Origin of the sequence: Streptomyces sp. NBC_00158 (assembly GCF_045160885.1) — a bacterium.
In the GTDB taxonomy this organism is placed as follows: Bacteria; Actinomycetota; Actinomycetes; order Streptomycetales; family Streptomycetaceae; genus Streptomyces.
The window spans coordinates 1,200,118-1,221,459 of the sequence record NZ_CP108161.1; the positions used below are offsets into that span (position 1 = coordinate 1,200,118).

General features: G+C 70.5%; 20 protein-coding genes. 8 read left to right on the forward strand and 12 right to left on the reverse strand.

Translation table 11 applies throughout. The annotated features are described in order from the left end of the window. Positions 1-50: 50 nt before the first annotated feature. From OG553_RS05480 to OG553_RS05505, 6 genes are all read right to left on the reverse strand, one after another. A complete protein-coding gene (locus tag OG553_RS05480) occupies positions 51-1,454 on the reverse strand; it encodes an 8-oxoguanine deaminase (RefSeq protein ID WP_405977888.1) in 1,404 nt (467 codons plus the stop codon). Positions 1,455-1,641: 187 nt separating this feature from the next. Further along, a complete protein-coding gene (gene pucL / locus OG553_RS05485; RefSeq protein ID WP_405977889.1) occupies positions 1,642-2,565 on the reverse strand; it encodes a factor-independent urate hydroxylase in 924 nt (307 codons plus the stop codon). Position 2,566: 1 nt separating this feature from the next. Beyond that, a complete protein-coding gene (gene uraH / locus OG553_RS05490; RefSeq protein WP_007267387.1) occupies positions 2,567-2,956 on the reverse strand; it encodes a hydroxyisourate hydrolase in 390 nt (129 codons plus the stop codon). 2 nt (positions 2,957-2,958) lie between these two features. Continuing rightward, positions 2,959-3,474: a 2-oxo-4-hydroxy-4-carboxy-5-ureidoimidazoline decarboxylase gene (gene uraD / locus OG553_RS05495; RefSeq protein WP_405977890.1), complete on the reverse strand. Its 516-nt coding sequence runs from the start codon at positions 3,472-3,474 to the stop codon at positions 2,959-2,961. 154 nt (positions 3,475-3,628) lie between these two features. Beyond that, a complete protein-coding gene (locus OG553_RS05500) occupies positions 3,629-4,024 on the reverse strand; it encodes a helix-turn-helix domain-containing protein (protein WP_405977891.1) in 396 nt (131 codons plus the stop codon). Further along, positions 4,021-4,272: a hypothetical protein gene (locus tag OG553_RS05505; RefSeq protein ID WP_405977892.1), complete on the reverse strand. Its 252-nt coding sequence runs from the start codon at positions 4,270-4,272 to the stop codon at positions 4,021-4,023. Before OG553_RS05505 ends, OG553_RS05500 begins: the two co-directional genes overlap by 4 nt. Positions 4,273-4,397: 125 nt before the next feature. Here OG553_RS05505 and OG553_RS05510 point away from each other — a divergent pair, with 125 nt between their 5' ends. The 3 genes from OG553_RS05510 (at position 4,398) to OG553_RS05520 (ending at position 7,888) form a co-directional block, all read left to right on the forward strand. Then, complete coding sequence (locus OG553_RS05510) at positions 4,398-5,231, forward strand: TIM barrel protein (protein WP_125598712.1); 834 nt, start codon at positions 4,398-4,400, stop codon at positions 5,229-5,231. Between the two features lie 75 nt (positions 5,232-5,306). Further along, positions 5,307-6,197 carry a 2-hydroxy-3-oxopropionate reductase gene (locus OG553_RS05515; protein WP_405977893.1) on the forward strand — a complete coding sequence of 297 codons (891 nt, stop codon included), beginning with the start codon at positions 5,307-5,309 and terminating at the stop codon, positions 6,195-6,197. Positions 6,198-6,430: 233 nt separating this feature from the next. Then, positions 6,431-7,888 (forward strand): catalase, encoded by a 1,458-nt coding sequence (locus tag OG553_RS05520; protein WP_405982965.1) that lies wholly within the window; start codon positions 6,431-6,433, stop codon positions 7,886-7,888. A 347-nt stretch (positions 7,889-8,235) separates the two neighbouring features. Here the strand turns inward: OG553_RS05520 and OG553_RS05525 are convergent, their stop codons facing one another. Then, complete coding sequence (locus OG553_RS05525) at positions 8,236-8,724, reverse strand: hypothetical protein (protein WP_405977894.1); 489 nt, start codon at positions 8,722-8,724, stop codon at positions 8,236-8,238. Between the two features lie 556 nt (positions 8,725-9,280). Continuing rightward, entirely contained in the window at positions 9,281-11,068 is a 1,788-nt protein-coding gene (gcl, locus tag OG553_RS05530) for a glyoxylate carboligase (RefSeq protein WP_405977895.1), read from the reverse strand. Between the two features lie 425 nt (positions 11,069-11,493). Between gcl and OG553_RS05535 the strand changes: the two genes are divergently transcribed. Continuing rightward, positions 11,494-12,222: a hypothetical protein gene (locus OG553_RS05535; RefSeq protein ID WP_405982966.1), complete on the forward strand. Its 729-nt coding sequence runs from the start codon at positions 11,494-11,496 to the stop codon at positions 12,220-12,222. A 100-nt stretch (positions 12,223-12,322) separates the two neighbouring features. Then, positions 12,323-12,811, forward strand: a complete 489-nt coding sequence (locus tag OG553_RS05540; RefSeq protein ID WP_405977896.1) for a glutathione peroxidase — start codon at positions 12,323-12,325, stop codon at positions 12,809-12,811. A gap of 83 nt (positions 12,812-12,894) precedes the next feature. Here OG553_RS05540 and OG553_RS05545 read toward each other — a convergent pair whose 3' ends face one another. Beyond that, positions 12,895-14,574 carry an AMP-binding protein gene (locus OG553_RS05545; RefSeq protein WP_405977897.1) on the reverse strand — a complete coding sequence of 560 codons (1,680 nt, stop codon included), beginning with the start codon at positions 14,572-14,574 and terminating at the stop codon, positions 12,895-12,897. 45 nt (positions 14,575-14,619) lie between these two features. After that, positions 14,620-15,750, reverse strand: a complete 1,131-nt coding sequence (locus OG553_RS05550; protein WP_405977898.1) for a winged helix DNA-binding domain-containing protein — start codon at positions 15,748-15,750, stop codon at positions 14,620-14,622. Between the two features lie 87 nt (positions 15,751-15,837). On the opposite strand from OG553_RS05550, the gene OG553_RS05555 reads away from it, so the two are divergent. Next, positions 15,838-16,980, forward strand: coding sequence for a magnesium and cobalt transport protein CorA (locus tag OG553_RS05555; RefSeq protein ID WP_405977899.1), 1,143 nt, complete (start codon positions 15,838-15,840; stop codon positions 16,978-16,980). 79 nt (positions 16,981-17,059) lie between these two features. On the opposite strand, the gene OG553_RS05560 is transcribed toward OG553_RS05555, so the two are convergent. Further along, complete coding sequence (locus OG553_RS05560; RefSeq protein WP_405977900.1) at positions 17,060-17,416, reverse strand: DUF4190 domain-containing protein; 357 nt, start codon at positions 17,414-17,416, stop codon at positions 17,060-17,062. 136 nt (positions 17,417-17,552) lie between these two features. On the opposite strand from OG553_RS05560, the gene OG553_RS05565 reads away from it, so the two are divergent. Both OG553_RS05565 and OG553_RS05570 read left to right on the forward strand, forming a co-directional pair. Then, positions 17,553-18,791: a sensor histidine kinase gene (locus OG553_RS05565; protein ID WP_405977901.1), complete on the forward strand. Its 1,239-nt coding sequence runs from the start codon at positions 17,553-17,555 to the stop codon at positions 18,789-18,791. Further along, complete coding sequence (locus tag OG553_RS05570) at positions 18,788-19,525, forward strand: response regulator (RefSeq protein ID WP_405977902.1); 738 nt, start codon at positions 18,788-18,790, stop codon at positions 19,523-19,525. The genes OG553_RS05565 and OG553_RS05570 overlap by 4 nt, the downstream gene beginning before the upstream one ends. 68 nt (positions 19,526-19,593) lie before the next feature. Here OG553_RS05570 and OG553_RS05575 read toward each other — a convergent pair whose 3' ends face one another. After that, positions 19,594-21,321, reverse strand: a complete 1,728-nt coding sequence (locus OG553_RS05575; protein ID WP_405977903.1) for a protein kinase domain-containing protein — start codon at positions 21,319-21,321, stop codon at positions 19,594-19,596. Between the last annotated feature and the right edge of the window lie 21 nt (positions 21,322-21,342).

Consider the following 21,342-nt stretch of genomic DNA (forward strand, 5'->3'; position numbering starts at 1 on the left):
GTCCCCCCCGGCCGGACTTCTGGGGTTCCCCCCAGCGGTCGCTGGGGAGATCAGCCCTGCGCGGAGATCCGCGCCAGGCGCTGGGCCTCCTCGCGGGTGGACACCGCGATGGCGTCCTCGTCCGCGAAGAGCAGCCGGTTGTTCTCGACGATCTGCTTGCCGTTGACGAACGAGGCGGTGACCGGGGCGGCCGCACCGAAGACGAGCGCGGTGACCGGGTCGGCGATCGAGGAGTGCAGGAAGGTGTTCAGGTTCCACAGGACCAGGTCGGCGTTCTTGCCGACCTCCAGCGAACCGATGTTGTCGGCGCGGCCGAGGACCTGGGCACCGCCGTAGGTGCCGAGGCGCAGCGACTGGCGGGCGTTGAGCGCGGCCTCGCGGTGCACCGGGTTCAGACGGTTGATCAGCAGCGCGTTGCGCAGCTCGGTGTGCAGCTCACCGGACTCGTTGGAGGCGGTGCCGTCCACGCCGAGGCCGACCGGGACGCCGGCGGCCAGCATGTCCGGGACGCGGGCGATGCCGGCGGCCAGACGGGCGTTGGAGGACGGGCAGTGCGCGACACCGGTCTTGGTGCGGGCGAACGCGGCGATGTCGGAGTCGTTCATGTGGACGCTGTGCGCCATCCACACGTCCTCGCCGAGCCAGCCGGTCGACTCGAAGTAGTCGGTCGGGCCCATGCCGAAGAGCTCGTGGCAGAACTTCTCCTCCTCGACGGTCTCCGAGCCGTGCGTGTGCATGCGCACGCCCAGGCGGCGGGCCAGCTCGGCGCCCTGCTTCAGCAGCTCGGTGGAGACCGAGAAGGGGGAGCACGGGGCGACCGCGACCTGCGTCATCGAGTCGGCGGAGGCGTCGTGGAACTTCTTGATGGTCGCCTCGGTGTCGGCCAGGGCGCCCTCAAGGGTCTCGACGGCGTGGTCCGGCGGCAGGCCGCCGTCCTTCTCGCTGCGGTCCATGGAACCGCGGGCGAGGGTGAAGCGGACGCCCATCTCGGACGCGGCGCGGATGATCGCGCCGGAGAGGTCGCCGGAGTTCTTGGGGTAGACGTAGTGGTGGTCCATCGCGGTGGTGACACCGCCGCGGGCCATCGCGGCCAGCGAGCCCTGGGCCGCCGTGTACGCCATCTGCTCGTCGATGCGCGCCCACGTCGGGTACAGCGCGACGAGCCAGTTGAAGAGGTTGTGGTCGGTGGCCAGGCCACGCGTGATCCACTGGTAGAAGTGGTGGTGCGTGTTGACCAGACCGGGAGTCACGAGGTGCCCGGTGCCGTCGATCCGGCGGACTACGTTGTCGAGGTTCTCGGGGGCTTTGCCCGCGCCGATGGACTCGATCTTGTTGCCGGCGATGACGATGTGACCCGAGGCGTACTCGGTGTCGTTCGCGTCGACGGTCGCGATCGCACAGTTTTCGATGACGGTGCGCTCTACGGCGCTGTCATGGGCTGCCGATGCTGCCATGGGACTTCCTCGTGCTTTCAGTGGCGGTGCGGGCACGGCAAAACCCAGGGGATTTGAGTGCCGGAGCCGGGGGTCTGACAGCTGACAGTACTGCCGCCCCGTGTGCTGGTCCGGGTGCCGATTCAGGAAGTTGTGGGGGTGTCGCGCCCCGGGGCCACTGCGGAGCCCCGGGACGCGCGCGCCGTGCTCAGAGGTTGGTCATGTCCACGGGAATACGGGCGTCAGCGCCGTCGCGGAGGACCGTCGCCTCGATCAGACCGTACGGGCGGTCCGCGGCGAAGTAGACCTCGTTGTCGTTCTTGAGGCCGAAGGGCTCCAGGTCGACGAGGAAGTGGTGCTTGTTCGGGAGCGAGAAGCGGACCTCGTCGATCTCCGAACGGTGGTTGATGATGCGCGAACCCATCTGGTACAGGGTCTGCTGCAGCGACAGGGAGTAGGTCTCCGCGAAGGCCTGGAGCATGTGCTTCTTGGTCTCGGCGTAGGACTTCTCCCAGTTGGGCATCCGCTGCTCGTCGTCGGTCCAGTTGAACCGCCAGCGGCCCGACACCTGGGTGGCCAGGATGCGGTCGTACGCCTCCTGCAGGGTCGTGTACTTGTCCTTCACGTAACCCCAGAACTCGGAGTTCGTGGAGTTCATGACGATCAGGTCCTTGAGGCCGGAGACGACCTCCCAGTTCTGGCCGTCGTACGTGATCTGGGTGACGCGGGTCTCCATGCCCTTGCGGACGAAGGAGTGGTTGACCTCGTCGGCGCCGATGAACTTGGAGTTCGCGTCCGAGGTGGCGATGCGGTCCCAGCCGTACTCTTCGATCCGGATGCGCGCGCGCTGGATCGGCTCCTGGCTGTTGACGAACCAGCGGGCCAGGTGGATGCCGAACTGCTCGGCGGACTCGATGCCGTACTCCTTGGCGAACGCGTACACCGTGTTCTTGGTGGTGTCCGTCGGGAGGACGTTGGCGTTCGAGCCGGAGTAGTGGACGTCGTCCATGTCGCCGGAGAGGGCGACCGAGACGTTCAGGTCCTTGATGTGGTGGGTGTCGCCGTCCCGCGTGATCTTGACGACGCGGTTCTCTGCCTTGCCGTACTGGTTCTGGCCCAGAATCGTGGCCATGCTAGCTCCCTCGGTAAACGGAGTAGCCGAACGGGTTGAGCAGCAGCGGTACGTGGTAGTGCTCGCCCGGGTTCACCGCGAAGGTGATGGTTACCTCGGGGAAGAACGCACCGCTGTCCCTTACGCGGGGGGCGTCCTGCTGCGCCTCGGCTTGCTTCTTCGAAAAGTACGTCTCGGTCTCGAAGTCGAGACGCACGTGTGTGGTGCCCTCCGGCAGGGCCGGCAGGTCCTTGCAGCGCCCGTCGGCGTCGGTGGCGCTGCCGCCCAGGGCCGCCCACTCGCCGTCGAGGCCCGCGCGGGCCGACAGGGAGATGGCGACGCCCTCGGCGGGACGGCCGATGCTGGTGTCCAGGATGTGGGTGGACACCGACGCGGTGGTCTCGGTGCTCATGGTCACTCTCCTTCTGCGAGTTCGGCGAGGCGGGTCAGGCGGATCCGGTTGATCTTCACGAGCTCGCCGCGGGCGATCTCGCGCTCCTGCTCGGCGGAGTTTTCGATCCGGACCTTGACCGCGTCCCGCATGAACTCACCGGTCGCACCGGTGGCGCAGATGAGGAAGACGTGGCCGAACTTGTCCTGGTAGGCCAGGTTCAGTTCCAGGAGCTCGGTCTTGAGCTCCTCCGAGGCACCGGCCATGCCACGCTGCTCGCGGGCGGAGGTCGGGTCTCCCGGCTTCGGCCGGCCGATCGGCGCGTGGCCTCCCATCGCCTCGCCGAGGTCCTCCGCGGTGAGCTCCGCCATGGCGGACTCGTTGGCGGAGAACAGGGCGTCGACGGTGGTGAAGGGGCGCTGGGCGAGCATCTTGCTCCCCCACGCCGAACTGGCGCACACCTCGTGCAGCTCGGCCGTGGCCGCGCTGTCGTCCAAGGCGTTGAACCGGGTGAGACCCGGGGTCGGACTCGAAGTCACGGTAGGCCTCCGTGGCCTGTTGTTGCTTTGACGGGCTGCGCATAGCTAACGCCCTCGACAACACGGCGTCAACACTTTGTTGAAACTTCCCGTACACAAAAGCCGCCGCCCGGGTGAATTGGGCGGCGGCTCGTCACCTGGAGTGAATCGACCCTCACTCCTGGCTGTTCTGCTTGGCTGTCTTGTTGGGGTTTTCCCGGTTCAAATAGTTGTAGACGGTGAAGCGGCTCACGCCCAGGGCGCCCGCGACCGTCTCCACGCCGTGCCGTACCGAGAAGGCGCCCCGCGCCTCCAGTATGCGCACCACGTCCTGCTTGGCCTTGCGGTCCAGCTGTGCCAACGGTACGCCGTGCCGGCGCTCGAGCGCGGCAAGGATGTGGTCCAGCGAGTCGGACAGCTGGGGCAGGCGCACGGCCAGCAGCTCCCGACCCTCCCACGCGAGCACGACGTCGTCGGGCTCCGCCTGGGCGGGATCCATCATCTCGCCGCCCATCGCGTCCACCAGCGGCTTCACCGCGGCGACGAAGGGGTGGTCGCGGGGCTCGGTCATGCGCCCTCCTCCCCGATCACGTTGACCTGGAGCGAGACGCGCGTCGCGCCGGCCTCCAGGGAGTCGCGCAGCAGCGCGGCCACGGCGGTCAGCACCCGGTCCGAGTCGCCCTCGGCGGTGTTTCCGAACGGGCCGACGTCGACCGCGTCCAGCGCGGCCTTCTGGATGACCTCGCGGGCGGCCACGGCGTGGGCGGGAGCCTCTTCGAGGTCGAAGGGCTCGGTCGTGAACTCAACTCTCAATCGCACGTCGTCAAGCTACCGGGCAGTCCTGAGATTCCGGGAGTCCGCACTTGACAAGTGCGACGCTCGGCTTGCAGTCTTCCATCAAGCAGAATATAACTTCCGCAATACGGAAGGAGCGCACACCCCTCATGGGATACACGGACCAGCGCTTCGATGTGAACCTGTCGATCCTCTTCACGGAACTCCCGCTCCTGGAGCGCCCCGCGGCCGCCGCTGCGGCGGGCTTCACCGCGGTCGAGCTGTGGTGGCCCTGGATCGAAACCCCCACCCCCGCTCAGGAGGAGCTGGACGCCCTCAAGAAGGCTCTTGAGGACGCCGGCACCCAGCTGGTGGGCCTGAACTTCTACGCCGGCCAGCTGCCGGGACCGGACCGCGGTGCGGTATCCGTCCCCGGCGAGGAGTCGGACCGCTTCAACGCCAACATCAACGTGGCGGCCGACTTCGCCGCCTCGGTGGGCTGCAAGGCGCTCAACGCCCTGTACGGCAACCGCGTCGAAGGCGTGGACCCGGCCGTCCAGGACGAGCTGGCCCTGAAGAACCTGGTCGTCGCGGCCCAGGCCGCGGACCGCGTGGGTGCGATCCTCCTGATCGAGACCCTCAACAAGCCCGAGTCGCCGCTCTACCCCCTGGTGAGCGCCCCGGCCGGCATCGAGGTCGTGGACAAGGTGAACGAGGCCACCGGTCTCGGCAACGCCAAGTTCCTCCTCGACCTGTACCACCTGGCGATGAACGATGAGGACCTCTCCGAGGTCATCGAAAAGTACGCCGCCAAGACCGGGCACGTCCAGATCGCGGACAAGCCCGGACGCGGTGCCCCCGGCACCGGCGAGCTGCCCCTCGAGGACCTCCTCGACCAGCTCAAGAAGGCCGGCTACCAGGGCTTTGTCGGCCTGGAGTACAAGGCCGCCGACGCCGCCGCGTCCTTCGACTGGCTGCCGGCCGAGGCCCGCGCCGCCAAGTAAGAGGACAAAGTCCGGGCGATCAGCCAGGCACCTCACGCACTTTTCGTACAAAGCATTAAGAGAAGGACCCTCATCATGAGCAACCTCCCCAAGATCGCCTGGATCGGTCTCGGAATCATGGGCTCCCCCATGGCCGAGAACCTCCTGAAGGCCGGCTACTCGGTCACCGGTTTCACCCTGGAGCAGGACAAGCTGGACCGCCTGGCCGCCGCCGGCGGTACCGCGGCCGGCTCGATCGCCGAGGCCGTGGCGGACGCCGACGTCGTCATCACGATGGTGCCCGCCTCCCCGCAGGTCGAGGCCATCAACTACGGCCCCGCCGGCATCCTGGAGAACGCCAAGTCCGGCGCGCTGATCATCGACATGTCGTCGATCACCCCGCAGACCTCCGTCGACCTGGCGAAGAACGCCGCCGAGAAGGGCATCCGCGTCATCGACGCCCCGGTGTCCGGCGGCGAGGCCGGCGCCATCGAGGCCGTCCTGTCGATCATGGTGGGTGGCGAGCAGGCCGACTTCGACTCGGCCCTGCCGATCCTCGAGACCCTCGGCAAGGTCATCGTCCTGTGCGGCCCGCACGGCTCCGGCCAGACGGTGAAGGCCGCCAACCAGCTCATCGTGGCGGTTAACATCCAGGCGTGCGCCGAGGCCGTCGTCTTCCTCGAGAAGTCCGGCGTGAACCTCCAGGCCGCCCTGGACGTCCTCAACGGCGGTCTGGCCGGCTCCACGGTCCTGACCCGCAAGAAGGACAACTTCCTGAACCGCGACTTCAAGCCCGGTTTCCGGATCGACCTGCACCACAAGGACATGGGCATCGTCACCGACGCCGCCCGCAACGTCGGTGCGGCCCTGCCGGTCGGCGCCGTCGTCGCCCAGCTGGTCGCCTCGCTGCGCGCCCAGGGTGACGGTGGCCTGGACCACTCCGCGCTGCTCCGCGCGGTCGAGCGCCTCTCCGGCGCCCAGGTCTGATCCGCCGCGGCCCGATCCCCCGGGCCGCCCCTCCCCCTCACGGGGGCCTGAGTTTCCGGATGGTGCCGGTGCTGACACCTGTCCTGTCGCGCCCAAGCGCCGGCACCGTCCGGATCACCTCTCCACTCTCTTTCTTTTAAACAAACTGTTGACGTCGCGTTCACGCCGAAATTAGGCTGTTCCGCATGACGGAAGACGATTTCCGTCAGCAGTTCCCCGTACGGAAGGTCACCATGTCGAAGCGCACGCTGACGACCGAGTCCGGCGCCCCGGTCGCCGACAACCAGAACTCCGCCACCGCCGGCGTCGGTGGCCCGCTCCTGATCCAGGACCAGCAGCTCCTGGAGAAGCTCGCCCGCTTCAACCGCGAGCGCATCCCGGAGCGCGTCGTGCACGCCCGCGGCTCTGCCGCGTACGGCTACTTCGAGGTGACGGACGACGTCACCGCGTACACGAGCGCGGCGTTCCTGAACACGGTCGGCAAGAAGACCGAGACCTTCCTGCGCTTCTCCACCGTCGCCGACTCCCTCGGTGGCGCGGACGCCGTCCGCGACCCGCGCGGCTTCGCCCTGAAGTTCTACACCGAAGAGGGCAACTACGACCTCGTCGGCAACAACACCCCGGTGTTCTTCATCAAGGACCCGATCAAGTTCCCCGACTTCATCCACTCCCAGAAGCGCGACCCCTTCACGGGCAAGCAGGAGCCGGACAACGTCTGGGACTTCTGGGCGCACGCCCCCGAGGCCACGCACCAGATCACCTGGCTGATGGGTGACCGCGGCATCCCGGCGTCCTACCGCCACATGAACGGCTACGGCTCCCACACCTACCAGTGGACCAACGCCCAGGGCGAGGCCTTCTTCGTCAAGTACCACTTCAAGACGAACCAGGGCATCCGCTCCCTCTCGGGCGAGCAGGCCGCCGAGCTCGTCGGCAAGGACGCCAACTCGCACCAGACCGACCTGCTCCAGGCGATCGAGCGCGGCGTCAACCCGAGCTGGACCCTCTACGTCCAGATCATGCCGGCCGCCGAGGCCGCGGACTACCGCTTCAACCCGTTCGACCTCACCAAGGTGTGGCCGCACTCGGACTACCCGCTGCAGCGCGTCGGCCGTCTGGTCCTGGACCGGAACCCCGACAACGTCTTCGCCGAGGTCGAGCAGTCCGCGTTCTCCCCGAACAACTTCGTCCCGGGCATCACCGCCTCGCCGGACAAGATGCTCCAGGGCCGCCTGTTCGCGTACGCCGACGCCCAGCGCTACCGCCTCGGTGTGAACCACACCCTGCTGCCGGTCAACGCCCCGAAGGCGACGAAGGCCGACAACTACGGCCGCGACGGCGTCATGGCGCTGCGCAACGGTTCGCGCACCGACAAGAACTACGAGCCCAACTCGTACCAGGGCCCGGCCGAGACCGGCATAGCCCTCGGCGCACCGAAGGCCGTCTCCGGCTACACGGGCACCCACGAGGCCCCGGCCCACACCAAGGACGACGACTTCTTCCAGGCCGGTGAGCTCTACCGCCTGATGTCGGAGGCCGAGAAGCAGCGTCTGGTGGCGAACATCGCCGGCGGCCTGTCTCAGGTCACCCTCGAGGACGTCATCGAGAAGAACCTGGCTCACTTCCACGCCGCCGACGCCGACTACGGCAAGCGCGTCGAGGAGGCCGTCCGCGCCCTGCGCGACGCCTGAGCCCAAAAGCTGCACCGGGGGCCTGACGGGAGGTCAGGCCCCGGGTGCCGAGCCCGCACCGCGGACCCGGATGAGGGGTGGTACGCGGTGGGGGCAGGACGAGGACCGTGGCGGGCGAGCGAGCCAGTGCGGTGGTAATGGGTTCCGAGGCCCGTCTCTTGACCTGAGGGAGACGATGCCGGAGTTCTCGTCGCCCGACCGCCACGGTCCCAGCCACTCCTCTATATGGAGGGGCCACGCACAGGGCCCCCTCTATATAGAGGAGAACCTTCCGACTCCGCCCGGCGGTGCGAACGTCCTGTCGCGCCAGCCTCGCTCCGTCGGGCGGTAACAACCAGAGAGCCGAGTCACGGACGGTCCCGTGACTCGGCTCTTTGCCGTTCCCGGCGGCTCGCCGCGTTGCGGACGCGCCGGGTGCGCCCCTGCTCGGCCAGCAGACCGAGAACGGCGGACGAAGTGACGAGCTCGGCTCCGGCGACGGTCCGCTGGAACCAGTCGGACGCGCTCAACAGTTCCTCGTCACTCCAGGCCTCGTCCAGCACGACGGCCCTGAACAAGATCCACTCACGCAGCCGACGGGCAAGGAAGACCCTCTCCCCCACCACCGCGGCCATCATCGCGGCCCAGGCGGGAAACCCGGGGCCGGTCAGCTGCTCGGCCGCCCGGCGTTCGAGGTGATGGTTCACGGCACTCTCGGCCATGCCCGCGTGTTCGTCACGGAGGACGTCGGCCACCAGCGCGGCCTCCTCCGCCTCCCCGACGCCGTCCAGGGCCGCCAGGTACCGGGCGTACCGCCGGTGCTCGGGCGGCTCGCCGTCCACTTCGAATCCAGCCATGCGCCCATCACACCACTCCCCCCACCGAACGGGCAGCCGTTCGGATCAGCTGCCAGGACCGCCTCGGGCTCGGCCGGCTCTTCGAGCCCGGAGCCCAGACCCTCCGCGTGCAGGGCGCCCTGCGCCTCGTACGGGTATCAGCCCCAGACGGCGGCCAGACGCCACGACCAGAGGAGCGCGTAGCGATCTGACGCGCCCGGGTGCCCCCTACGCCGCTCCGATCGACCTCTCGTGCGGGCAGCCGCACCCCCGGCCCGAAATCCGGTCCATTGAGCGCCCGGATGCCCGGCGGGCCGGCCCCCGGCCCCTCGCCACATCACTGACGGGGCCGCCCCTCCCCCCTCCCGCCCCGTGACCGTTCCTTCGGGGGTTTCCCGGCAGTCTCTCTGAGGCCGCCCAAGGGCATCCGGCCCCCGGCCCCCGCCCCCGCCGGGCCGTCGGCCACCGCCGCACGGAGCCGCGTACGCACCCACCCGCACCCGCACCCCCCAACGCCCAACGGCCCCCACCCCTCCTTCCGGAGGGGCGGGGGCCGCAGGCTGCGTACGGGGTGCGATCAGACCTGGAGGGCCTTGATCGCGGTCGGGGCGTGGCCCGGCTCGGTCGCGAGCTCTTCGAACTCGGTGACGTCGCTCATGTCGACCGTCTTGCTCATCGCGATGTTGGTGACGCGCTCCAGGATGGCCTCGACGACGACCGGGACCTGGAACTCCTGCGCCAGCTTCTTGGCCTCCTCGAAGGCCTCGCCCAGCTTGTCCGGGTCGGTGACGCGGATGGCCTTGACGCCCAGGCCCTCGGCGACCTTGACGTGGTCGACGCCGTAGGCGCCGATCTCCGGGGTGTTGATGTTCTCGAACTCGAGGTTGACCTCGAAGTTGATGCCGAGGCCGCCCTGCGCCTGGCGGATCAGACCCAGGTAGGCGTTGTTCACGAGGACGTGGACGTAGGGGACCTTGTGCTGGGCGGCGACCGCCAGCTCCTCGATCATGAACTGGAAGTCGTAGTCGCCCGAGATCGCGACGATCGGGGTCTCGCGGTCCGCGGTGGCGGCACCGATGGCGGCCGGGATGGTCCAGCCGAGCGGGCCGGCCTGGCCGCAGTTGATCCAGTGGCGCGGCTTGTAGACGTGCAGGAACTGCGCGGCCGCGATCTGGGAGAGGCCGATGGTGGTGACGTAGCGGGTCTCCGGGCCGAACGCCTTGTTCATCTCCTCGTAGACGCGCTGCGGCTTCATGGGGATGTTCTCGAAGTGCGTGCGGCGCTGCAGGGTGGCCTTGCGCTCCTGCGCGGAGGCGGCCCAGGCGGAGAAGTCGGGGAGCTTGCCCTCGGCCTTCCACTCCTTGGCGACCTCGATGAAGAGCTCCAGGGCGACCTTGGCGTCGGAGGCGATGCCGAAGTCGGGGGCGAAGATCTTGCCCAGCTGGGTGGGCTCGATGTCGACGTGGACGAACTTGCGGCCCTTGGTGTAGGCGTCCAGGTTGTAGCCGGTGTGACGGTTGGCCCAGCGGTTGCCGATGCCGATGACCGTGTCCGACTCCAGGAAGGTCGCGTTGCCGTAGCGGTGCGCGGTCTGGACACCGACCATGCCGGCGGCCAGCTCGTGGTCGTCCGGGATGGTGCCCCAGCCCATGAGGGTGGAGATGACCGGGATGCCCGTCAGCTCGGCGAACTCGACCAGCAGGTCGGAGGCGTCGGCGTTGATGATGCCGCCGCCGGCGACGATCAGCGGACGCTCGGCCTCCAGCAGGAAGCCGAGGGCCTTCTCGGCCTGGGCGCGGCTGGCCTGCGGCTTGTAGACCGGCAGCGGGGTGTAGGTCTCGGGGTCGAACTCGATCTCGGTCAGCTGGACGTCGATCGGCAGGTCGATCAGGACCGGGCCCGGACGGCCGGAGCGCATCAGGTGGAAGGCCTGCTGGAAGACGCCGGGGACCTGCGCGGCCTCCAGGACGGTGGTCGCGGCCTTGGTGACGGGCTTGGCGATCGTGGCGATGTCGACGGCCTGGAAGTCCTCCTTGTGGAGCTTCGAGACCGGAGCCTGACCGGTGATGCAGAGGATCGGGATCGAGTCCGCGATGGCGGAGTACAGGCCGGTGATCATGTCGGTGCCGGCCGGGCCCGAGGTACCGATGCAGACGCCGATGTTGCCCGCCTTGGCACGGGTGTAGCCCTCGGCCATGTGCGAGGCGCCCTCGACGTGGCGGGCCAGCGTGTGCGCGATGCCGCCCACGTTCTTGAGCTCGCGGTAGAACGGGTTGATCGCAGCACCGGGCACGCCGAACGCTTGTTCGACACCCTCGAGCTTGAGGATCTCAACTGCGGCAGCGGCGGCTGTCATACGAGGCATCAGGTTCTCCTGCGGGTCTGGCGGTCAGACTTTTTCCGTCATCCGGAATTCTTGTTCTGCTATACGGAACAAGCTAAGGCGCGACTTCCCGCACGTCAAGGCGGCGAGGCACCCCGGAACCCACCAAAAGCCGCATTGCGTTCGGTGAGTTGTACAAATGACCGAGGCCCGGAACCGGATCGGCGTGAATCGGCCGGTCCGCGTCGCCCCGTCGTCGCCGGTGGTGGAGCATGGACCCACGCACGGCGACGGAGGGGGTCCAGGTCATGGCGGAAGCGGTACCGGTGCGCTGTCCTTCGTGCCGGCGCGAGAACGGCTACAGCGTCCCGGTCTACCCCTGCGCCTGCGGGAGCCCGGTCGCGCCGCCGCTGGACCTGGCCGCACCGCCCGTCCCCCTCACGCACCGCAACTGGTCGGAGGCCTGGGTGACGGTGCGCTGCGGGTCCTGCGGTCGGGAGAGCGAGTGGCCGCACCCGGAGGTGGGCTGCGGCTCCTGCGGGATGGTCGTACGCGTACCCGTGCATCCGGTGGAGCAGCCGCCCGGGCACAGCGGGAGCACCGGGCCCGCCGGGGCCGCGGGCGCGCGGGACGGCGTACGGGACGGCGTACGGCAGGACCCGGCAGGGACGGAATCCGGCCACGACACGGGCGGCAAGGGCGGCGGCCCCGGCGAGGGCTGCGCGGGCGGCGGCCCCGGCGCGGCCGGCGCGGGGCCGGGTACGGGCCCGGCGGCCAAGCATTCCGCGGCGTCCCGGCCGCCGATGTCACGGCCGGCGTTCCGGCCCGTGACCATCCGTACCGCCCGGGACGCGGTGGTCACGGCCGCGCTGTACCTGCGCTGGCTCGGCTTCCAGGACGTGCGCCAGCCCGACGCGGTGCCGATCCCCTCGGCGGTGGTGGACCTGCGGGCTCCCGGGGTGGTGGCGCAGGTGGACCCGACCACGGCTCCGGCCGGGCTGCGGGCGGTGGAGTGCGTGTGGCTGAACGGGCTGACGGCCTCGGCGACCAGCGTCTACTTCTCGCTGGCCGGGTACACGGAGGAGGCCCGGGGCCGGGCGGACGACCTGGGGATACCGCTGTTCGTGATGGACCTGACGGGCATGCCGCAGCCGGTCAACGACCCGGCGGACCGGCTGGTGGGAATGGGGGCCTAGGCTCGGAGGCTGTTGATATGCGTATCAACTTCTTTGGATCAGCGTCTTGGGCGTCCCGAACACCACCGCCCCGACGCCCCTTCCCGCCGAGGAGAGCCCGATGAGCCTGTACGACATCCCGCTGACGACCCTGGACGACGAGCCCACCAGCCTGGCGGCCCACCGGGGCAAGGCCATCCTGCTGGTGAACACCGCCTCCCAGTGCGGGCTCACCCCCCAGTACTCGGGACTGGCCCGGCTGCAGTTCAAGTACGAGGAGAAGGGCTTCACCGTCATCGGTGTGCCCTGCAACCAGTTCGGCGGGCAGGAGCCGGGCAACGCGGAGGACATCCAGACCTTCTGCGCGGCCGGCTTCGGCGTGACCTTCCCGATGCTGGAGAAGTCCGAGGTGAACGGTGAGAACCGGCACCCGCTGTACCAGGAGCTGGTGAAGACCCCGGACGCCGAGGGTGAGGCGGGGGACATCCAGTGGAACTTCGAGAAGTTCCTGATCTCCCCCGCCGGCGAGGTCGTCGCGCGCTTCCGCCCGCGCACCGAGCCCGAGGCCCCCGAGGTCATCGCCGCGATCGAGGCGCAGCTGCCGGGCTGAGGCCCGTACGCCGCCGCGCCCGGCGGCGGGCCGCAGGCGCTGACGCCCGTAGGCGCGCAGGCCCTGACGCCCGTACGCCGTCCCTAGCCCAGGTCGGCCTCGTCGTACTCCCCCGCCGAGCCGGCCGCGGTGAGCTCCCTGAGCTCGACCCGGCGGATCTTGCCGGAGACGGTCTTGGGGAGCTCGGCGAACTCGATGCGCCGGATCCGCTTGTACGGGGAGAGGACCGCCCGGGAGTGCTCGAAGAGCGCCCGGGCGGTCTCCTTCCCGGGCTCCCAGCCGGCGGCGAGGGTGATGTACGCCTTCGGCACCGCCAGGCGCAGCTCGTCGGGGGCCGGGACGACGGCCGCCTCGGCCACGGCCTCGTGCTCCAGGAGGGCGCTCTCCAGCTCGAAGGGGCTGATCTTGTAGTCGGAGGCCTTGAAGACGTCGTCGGCCCGGCCCACGTAGGTGAGGTACCCGTCGGCGTCGCGGGAGGCGATGTCGCCGGTGCGGTAGAGCCCGTCCGCCATGGCCTCGGCGGTGCGCTCGGGGTCGTCGCGGTAGCCGGTCATGACGCCGGCGGGGGCGTGGCGCAGGTCCACGCACAGCTCTCCCTCGACGGGGGACTCCTTGCCGGTGACGGCGTCCAGCAGGACGATCTCGTACCCGGGCGCGGGGCGGCCCATGGACCCGGGCTTGACCTCGGCTCCGGGGAAGTTCCCCACCTGGAGGGTGGTCTCGGTCTGGCCGAAGCCGTCGCGGATGGTGATGCCCCAGGCGTCCCGCACCCGCTCGATGACCTCGGGGTTCAGCGGCTCGCCGGCGGCGACGGCCTCGCGCGGGGGCCTGCGCAGCTTGGTGAGGTCGGACTGGATCAGCATCCGCCAGACGGTGGGCGGGGCGCAGAAGGTGGTGACGCCGCCGCGGTCCATCTCGGCCATGAGGCGCTCGGCGTCGAAGCGGGCGTAGTTGTGGACGAAGACGGTCGCGCCGGCGTTCCAGGGGGCGAAGAGGTTGGACCAGGCGTGCTTGGCCCAGCCGGGCGAGGCGATGTTGAGGTGGACGTCGCCGGGGCGCAGCCCGAGCCAGTACATGGTGGAGAGGTGCCCGATGGGGTACGAGGCGTGCGTGTGCTCGACGAGCTTGGGGCTGGCGGTGGTGCCCGAGGTGAAGTAGAGCATCAGGGGGTCGGTGGCGAGGGTGATGCCGTCCGGGGTGAAGTTGCAGTCGGTCGCGTACATGTCCTCCAGCCGCCGCCAGCCGGTGGGGACCTCGGTGCCGGCGGCGATGCGGGTGTAGGTGCCGGGGACCTCGTCGAACTTCTGGGTGTCCTCGGCGCGCGCGATGACGTGGCGTACGTGGCCGCGGTCGACGCGGTCGCGCAGGTCGGCGGGGCCGAGCAGCGGGGTGGCGGGGATGACGACGGCGCGCAGCTTCATGGCGCCGAGCATCACCTCCCACAGCTCTCTCTGGTTGCCGAGCATGACGAGGATCCGGTCGCCGGCGGCGACGCCCTGGGCGCGCAGCCAGTTGGCGGCGGAGTCCGATCGGTTCGCCATCTCACCGAAGGAGACGGAACGAGTGGCCCCGTCCTCCTCGACGATGCGCAGGGCGTCGGCGCCGTTCCCGGTGGCGATGTGGTCGAACCAGTCGAGGGCCCAGTTGAAGCGCTCGGGGCGGGGCCAGGTGAAGCCGGCGTGGGCGGCGTCGTACTTCCCGCGGTGTTCGAGCAGGAAGTCCCGCGCGGCCTGGAAGCTTTCGGTGGCGCTGTTCTCCGTCATGAGAGGCATCGTGCCGCGCCGGGCGGGGCCTCCACCAGGGCGGCGTCAGCCGTGGATTGACCCGAAGCGCACGTCTCCGGGCGCGCCGCCCATCGCGGCGAGCAGGGCTTCGCCCTCGGCGGCGATCTCGTCCTTCCGCGCCGGTGTCTGCGTACCGAAGAGCTCGACGGTCAGCCGGGGCCGTGCGCCGGTGCCACCGGTGCCGCCGGCGTCGTCCATCCGCCAGAGACCGGCGAGGAATCCGTCGACGAGGAGGGTGCAGTGGGCCTGGTTCCCGGTCCAGCTGCGGCCCTTGATCTCCGGCGGGACCACGCGGGAGCGGTCGGCGTGCGACAGCAGCAGGTTGTCGAACTCGGGGAGGAAGCGGGGCGGCGCCGGCGTGTCGGCGTCGGGGCGCGGCGCGTCGGGGAGGTCGAAGAGCTCGACGCCGTTCTCGTCGCGGAAGGTGAGCAGCCGCGGGCGGAGCCGCTCGAAGGCCTCGCGCAGCCGGGTGAGCCCGGCCCAGGTCTGCATGTCCTTGACGGAGGCGGGCCCGAAGGCACCGAGGTAGCGCAGCACGACGTCGTCGATCCCCTCCTCCTCCACCCGTCCGGCGGCATCGCCCACCCAGCACTCCACGGTCGTCAGCCGCACCTGCCCGCTCCGGCCCCACACCCCGCGCGGGGTGACCTGCACGAGCGGCAGCAGGCAGCGGGCGGCGACGGCCAGCGACTGCGGGTCGGCGGCCGGCCACTCCCGCAGCAGTTCCTCGCGGATCTCCCCCATGGTGCGCGGCTCGGCCTCGACGAAGGCCCGGGCCCGGCAGGCGAGCCGCTCCAGGTCCACTCCCACGAGCCCCTTGCGGAAGTAGTTCACCTCCCGGTCCCGGGCGCCCTGCACGAGCGGCCGCAGGACGAGCGCGTCGCGGACGGTGTGAGTATGGATGGTGGACCGCATGGTCACCATCCGCACCACCTTCCGCTCCTCCATCAGCCGGCCCAATGCCTCCGGCCCGAATCCGGCGAGCCGGGCGTGCAGCTGGAAGTACGGGGGCTTCACGTTCTGCGCCTGGAGCCCGAGCAGGTGCGCGACGGCGTCCTCCGGGGACATCTCGGCGCGGCTCAGCAGCAGCTGGCGGGCGAGCGTGGCACGGTTCAGAGCACGGGTGCCGAGTACGGGATGCGTCGTGGAGGCCATACCGCCAACCTATCCCCACTAGCGGACACCCCCTGTCCTAAATCCACACCACCTCCCCCACCCCACCCCACCCGGAGGCTGACCGCGATGTCGTCGGAGCGACCGAACCGCCGCCCCTCCTCGCCTTCGCGGCGCTCGGGCTGGCTCCGCCCACCCGGCCCCGCCGCCACTCCCCCGTCGGCGGCCCCCAGCCCGGCACCCCCGGACCGCGAGAGCGTGATCGACTCCGCCGTCTACCGCGACGGCCGCCGGGTCGCCTCCCCCACCACCCTGGCGGACACCTTCCGCCTGCTGCGCGAGCAGCCGGAGGGCATGGCCTGGATCGGCCTCCACCGCCCCACGGAGTCCCAACTCCACTCCCTGGCAGCCGAATTCAATCTCCACCCGCTCTCCATCGAAGACGCCCTGGAGGCCCACCAGCGCCCCAAGCTGGAGCGCTACGGCGACACCCTCTTCGTGGTCCTGCGCGCGGCCCGCTACCTGGACGCCCTGGAGGAGGTGGACTTCGGCGAGCTCCACATCTTCGTCGGCCCGGACTTCCTGATCACGGTCCGCCACGGAGCCGCCCCGGACCTCACCACCGTCCGCCGCCGCATGGAGGAGACCCCGGACCTCCTCTCCCTCGGCCCCGAGGCCGTCCTGTACGCGATCCTCGACGCGGTGGTGGACGGCTACGCCCCGGTCGTGGCGGGGGTCCAGACGGACATGGACGAGATCGAGACGGAGGTCTTCCGCGGCGACCCGGAGGTCTCGCGCCGCATCTACGAACTCTCCCGTGAAATGGTCGAGTTCCAACGCGCGACCCGCCCCCTGGTCGGCATGCTCCACGGCCTGATGGCGGGCTTCGCCAAGTACGGCACGGACGAGGAACTCCAGCGCTACCTCCGCGACGTGGCCGACCACGTGACCCACACCAGCGAACGCGTAGACGGCTTCCGCCAGGCCCTCACCGACATCCTCACGGTGAACGCCACCCTGGTCTCCCAACAACAGAACGCCGAAATGCGCGCGTTGGCGGAAGCCGGCTTCGAACAGAACGAGGAGATCAAGAAGATCTCCTCGTGGGCCGCCATCCTGTTTGCACCCACCCTGGTCGGGACGATCTACGGCATGAACTTCGAGACCATGCCCGAGTTGAGTTGGAGTTTCGGGTATCCCTTCGCGATCGGCTTGATGGGGATGGTCTGCGTCAGCTTGTACGTGATCTTCAAGCGGAGGGACTGGCTCTGAGAGACCAGTGCACGGGCCCTCGCGGAGGACGTGGGCCTCAGGCGCGTGGGCGGCCGGTTGCCCGGTGAGGGGCGGCCGGTCAGTGGCCGGTGAGTTGTTGGTGGACGCACTGGCGGTACTGGCGGAAGCTGCCGGGGTCGTAGCACTCCTGCGTCTCGTTGGCGTACCAGGTCATGAAGAGGGTGACCAGGATGGACACCGCGATCGCGAGGCACGACGTCACCAGGCCGGTGAGGGACATGCCCCGGCCGGTGCCGGTCCGTTTGGCCTTCCGCAGGGCGGCGACGCCCAGGATCAGGCCTATGACACCGAGCAGGCCGCCGATGAAGACGATCGAGGTGATCCAGCCGATGACCCCGAGCACCATGGCGGCCAGCGCCAGGCCGTTCCTGTGTGCCGTGTGCTGCGGCGGGGTCTCGGTTCCTTGCGTGTTCATCGGCGGTCCTCTCGTCGGCTGTGCGGGACACGATCATGGGTTCGGGGGGCTTGGGTGCGCATCGCGGAAGAAGGGGAAGAAGTGCTCCCTCGATCGGGGGAGGGCGCTGGTGGGACACCGGGTCATACTGGCCAGCGTGATCAGGGCAATGCGGCCGTTTCTGTGCGGCTCCACGTATTCGGGCATGCTGTTCGCCTATGGGGGCGCGCTGGCGAGCCTTCCGCTGCTGCCTTTCGCCCTGCTGCCGGCGCTGGCGTGGCACCCCGCTCCGCAGGGAGCGCGGATCGCCCTGGTCCTGCTGGTCTGGGCAGCACTGGTCGGCGCGGTGGGGCTGGCCCGCCCTGCGCGGCGGGCGTTGATCGTGTCCGCCCGCCGGCTGCTGGGGGTGAGGTTGCCGGATCCCGCGGCGGCTCCCCGGCCCGCGAGTCCGCCCGGCGCCGACCGCTGGCAGACGCCGGTCTGGCTGCTCCTGCACGTGGCGCTGGGGTGGACGGGCGGTCTGGTCAGCGGCGCGCTGCTCTTCGCGGGCCTGGCTCTGCCGGGGGGTTGGACCGGTGTCTGGGCGGGGCTGGATCTGCCCGGCCGGGAGGTGCGGGTGAACGGCGGCTGGCCCAGCTGGGTGCTCGCGCTCGGCTGCGTGCTGCTGGCGGCGGTGGTGTGCGTGGTCGTGACGAACGCCCTGCGGTGGCTGGCCCCACGGCTGCTGGGGCCGTCGTCGGCCGAGCGGCTCGCGCTCGCGGCCGAGCGGGAGCGGGTGCTGGCCGAACGGAACCGGCTCGCCCACGAGTTGCACGACTCGATCGGGCACACGTTGACGGCGGCCACGATCCAGGCGGCGGTGGCGGGCGAGCTGCTCACCGCCGACCCGGTGGCGGCGCGGGCCGCCCTGAGCAGCATCGAGGAGTCGGCCCGGGCCGCGCTGGAGGACCTGGACTACGTGCTGGGCGTGTTGCGCGAGGAGGAGGCGGGGACGGCGCCGACCCGGACCCTGGCCGACCTGCCCGAGCTGCTGAACGGGGTGCGGCACGCGGGAGCGGTGGTGGAGCCGGAGCTGACGGGCGAGCCTGCGCAGATACAGGGGACGCTCTCCCGGGCGGCGTACCGGATCCTGCAGGAGGGGTTGACGAACGCGTTGCGGCACGGGGCGGGCGGCCCGATAGAGGTCCGGGTGGCGGCCACGCCGGACGGGCTGGAGCTCGGTGTGGTCAACCGGACCGGTACGAGCACGGGTACGGGTACCTTCCCGACGTCCGGCCACGGCCTGCCCGGGCTGGCCGAGCGCGTACGGTTGCTGCACGGCGAGTTCGAGGCCGGCCCGGACGGGCCGCAGCACTGGCGGCTGGCGGTCCGGCTGCCGGTACGGTTGTCGGCATGATCGGCTCTGAGACGAGCGAGGCCCACGCCGTCCGCCCCGCCGCTACCGGCACCCCCCTCACCCTCCTGATCGCGGACGACGACGAGGTGACCCGCAGCGGTCTGCGCGTGCTCCTCGCGGCTCAGCCGGGGATCGCGGTGGTCGGCGAGGCCGCCGACGGCGTCGAGGCGGTGGAGCGGGCGCGGCAGCTCCGGCCGGACGTGGTCCTCATGGACGTGCGGATGCCGCGCCGCAACGGGATCGAGGCCACCCGGCAGTTGCTGGCCGAGTCGGCCCGGCCGCCGAAGGTCGTGGTGATCACCACCTTCGAGAACGACGACTACGTCACCACCGCGCTCAGCGCGGGGGCCAGCGGGTTCGTGCTCAAGCGGCTTCCGGTCCGGCAGATCGCGGAAGCCGTGCGGGTGGTGGCGGCCGGGGAGGCGATCCTCTTCCCGGCGGCACTGCGCCGGATGGTCGCCGCCCGCCCTCGGGGCTCCGTCGAGGCACTGCCGAACGCGGCGCTGACGGGCCGCGAGGAGGAGGTGCTGCGGCTGATGGCCACCGGCCGGTCCAACCCGGAGATCGCGAAGGCGCTCACGCTGAGCCTGGAGACGGTGAAGACGCACGTCGGGAACGTCCTGACCAAGCTCGGCGCGCACAACCGGACCCACGCGGTGGTGATCGCGTACGAGTCCGGCCTGGTGGCCCCGGGATTCACCGGCTACGGCGACCCGAGCCGGTCGTCCACTTGACCGGAGTCCGGCGTCGTCGCCCGCGATCCGGGTCGACGAAACGGTCGTGGGCCTCTGCCGCTGACGGCTCAGGGGTGGAGGGGTTCCCGTAGGTCCCACCAGCGGGTGTCCCACTGCCAGCGTCCGGTGGTGTCCCGCTCGGCCCAGGTGTGCACGAGCCGCCCGCCGTCCTCGCCGAGAACGAGTTCGAGGTGGCCGTTGTGGCGTGAAGTGCCGCCGAGGGCCGTGTAGTGGCCCGGTGGGGGTTCGGGGAAGGGGCCGGACACCAGGCCGCCGGGGTGGAGGAGGCAGCGGTGGGTCTCCGTGAGGACCACCAGGCCCTCGTCCGGGAGCGGCACGACGGCGCGTACCGGCGGGTGGTCCTCGGGGAGGGGGCGGCGCCAGCGGGCGGCGCGGAGGCCCGGGCTGTGCCACACGGTGCCCGAGCGGTCGAGGGCGGCCAGGGCGCCGCAGGACACCCCGGGACGCAGGGCCACGAGATCGGCGGGAGCGCCCGGGACGGGTGGCCAGGCCTGCGGCTGCCGGAAGTCCTGGGGGTCGCAGTGGTGGGCGCTTCCGTCCTGGTCGACGGCGTACAGGCGGTGCGCGGTCCACGGCGCGCCGGCGGATGCGATGTCGGTCAGCGCCAGCCGGCCGGGCAGGGGGACGTGCGACCAGGGCGACCAGTCCTCGATCGGCGCGAAGGTCTTCGGGTCGACGGTGAGCCCCCGCCGCCACAGCCGTCCTTCGTGGTCGAGGAGCCACAGGTTCTGCCGGTAGCTCTGCGGGGAGCCGGCCGCGAGTGCGCGCGCCGGCCCCGGGCCGGGTGCGTTCAGCGGGTGCCAGCCGCTCCACTTGTCGACGGTCCAGCCGTGTTCCAGCCCCCGGGCGTCGGCGGCGAAGACCTCCAGGTGCGGCTCCCCGTACGAGGTGACCGTGAACACCGTGCGCGGGAGCGGCCGGGTGGGCGCGGAAGCCGCTCCCGCCGCCAGTTCACGCAGCCGGTTCGCGACGGTGCCCGCGGTGGGCCGGAGCGCGGGCTCGGGCGAGAGCAGCTCCCTCACCAGGTTGAGGGTCCGTGGGTCGGTGTCGGTCGTGGCGAGCGCGGACAGCACCGCGTCCGCCAGTCTCAGGGCTTCCTCCTCCGACACGTGCTCGACGCGTGCGGGCAGTTCACCGAGCAGGCATTCGCCCAGGACCATGCCGAGTGCCCACAGGTCGTCGACCGGCCGTACCTCGCGCCGACCGACCCGTGCCGACCACATCCGTCGCGGCGACATGTACGAGTACGTCCCGCCCAGGTCCAGGGCGGCGGTCTCGCGCAGCACGGAGGTCACGTTGAAGTCGGCGATCTTCCACAGGCCCCGGCAGCGCACGATGTTGCCCGGCTTGACGTCCGCGTGGACGAGGCCGCGGCGGTGTACGTCCTCCAGGGCCCAGGCCACTCCGGCCAGGACGGCTGCCGCTCCGCCGGGAGCGAGCGGGCCCCCGGCGTCGAGATGCTGGTTGAGCGAGCGGTCCCCCAGTTCCATGACCTGCACCAGGCAGCCGCCGTACGGCCCGTCCTCGGCGACGAACGCGTCCACGTACGCCACCGCGTGGGGGCATCCCAGCAGTTGCTCCTGTACCCGGATCTCTTCCAGCGCGCGACGTCGCTGATCGGCGCTCCCCCGGGCGTGGTAGATCTTCACCGCCCGGTGCTCGACGATGCCGTCCATCTGCTGTCTGACCCGTCGGGCCCGCAGGACCCGCGCGGACTGCCCGCTGCCCAGCGGCTTGGATTCGTCGACCAGCCACTCCCCGACCCGGGTCTCCATGGCCGGAGTTTAGCGGTGTCC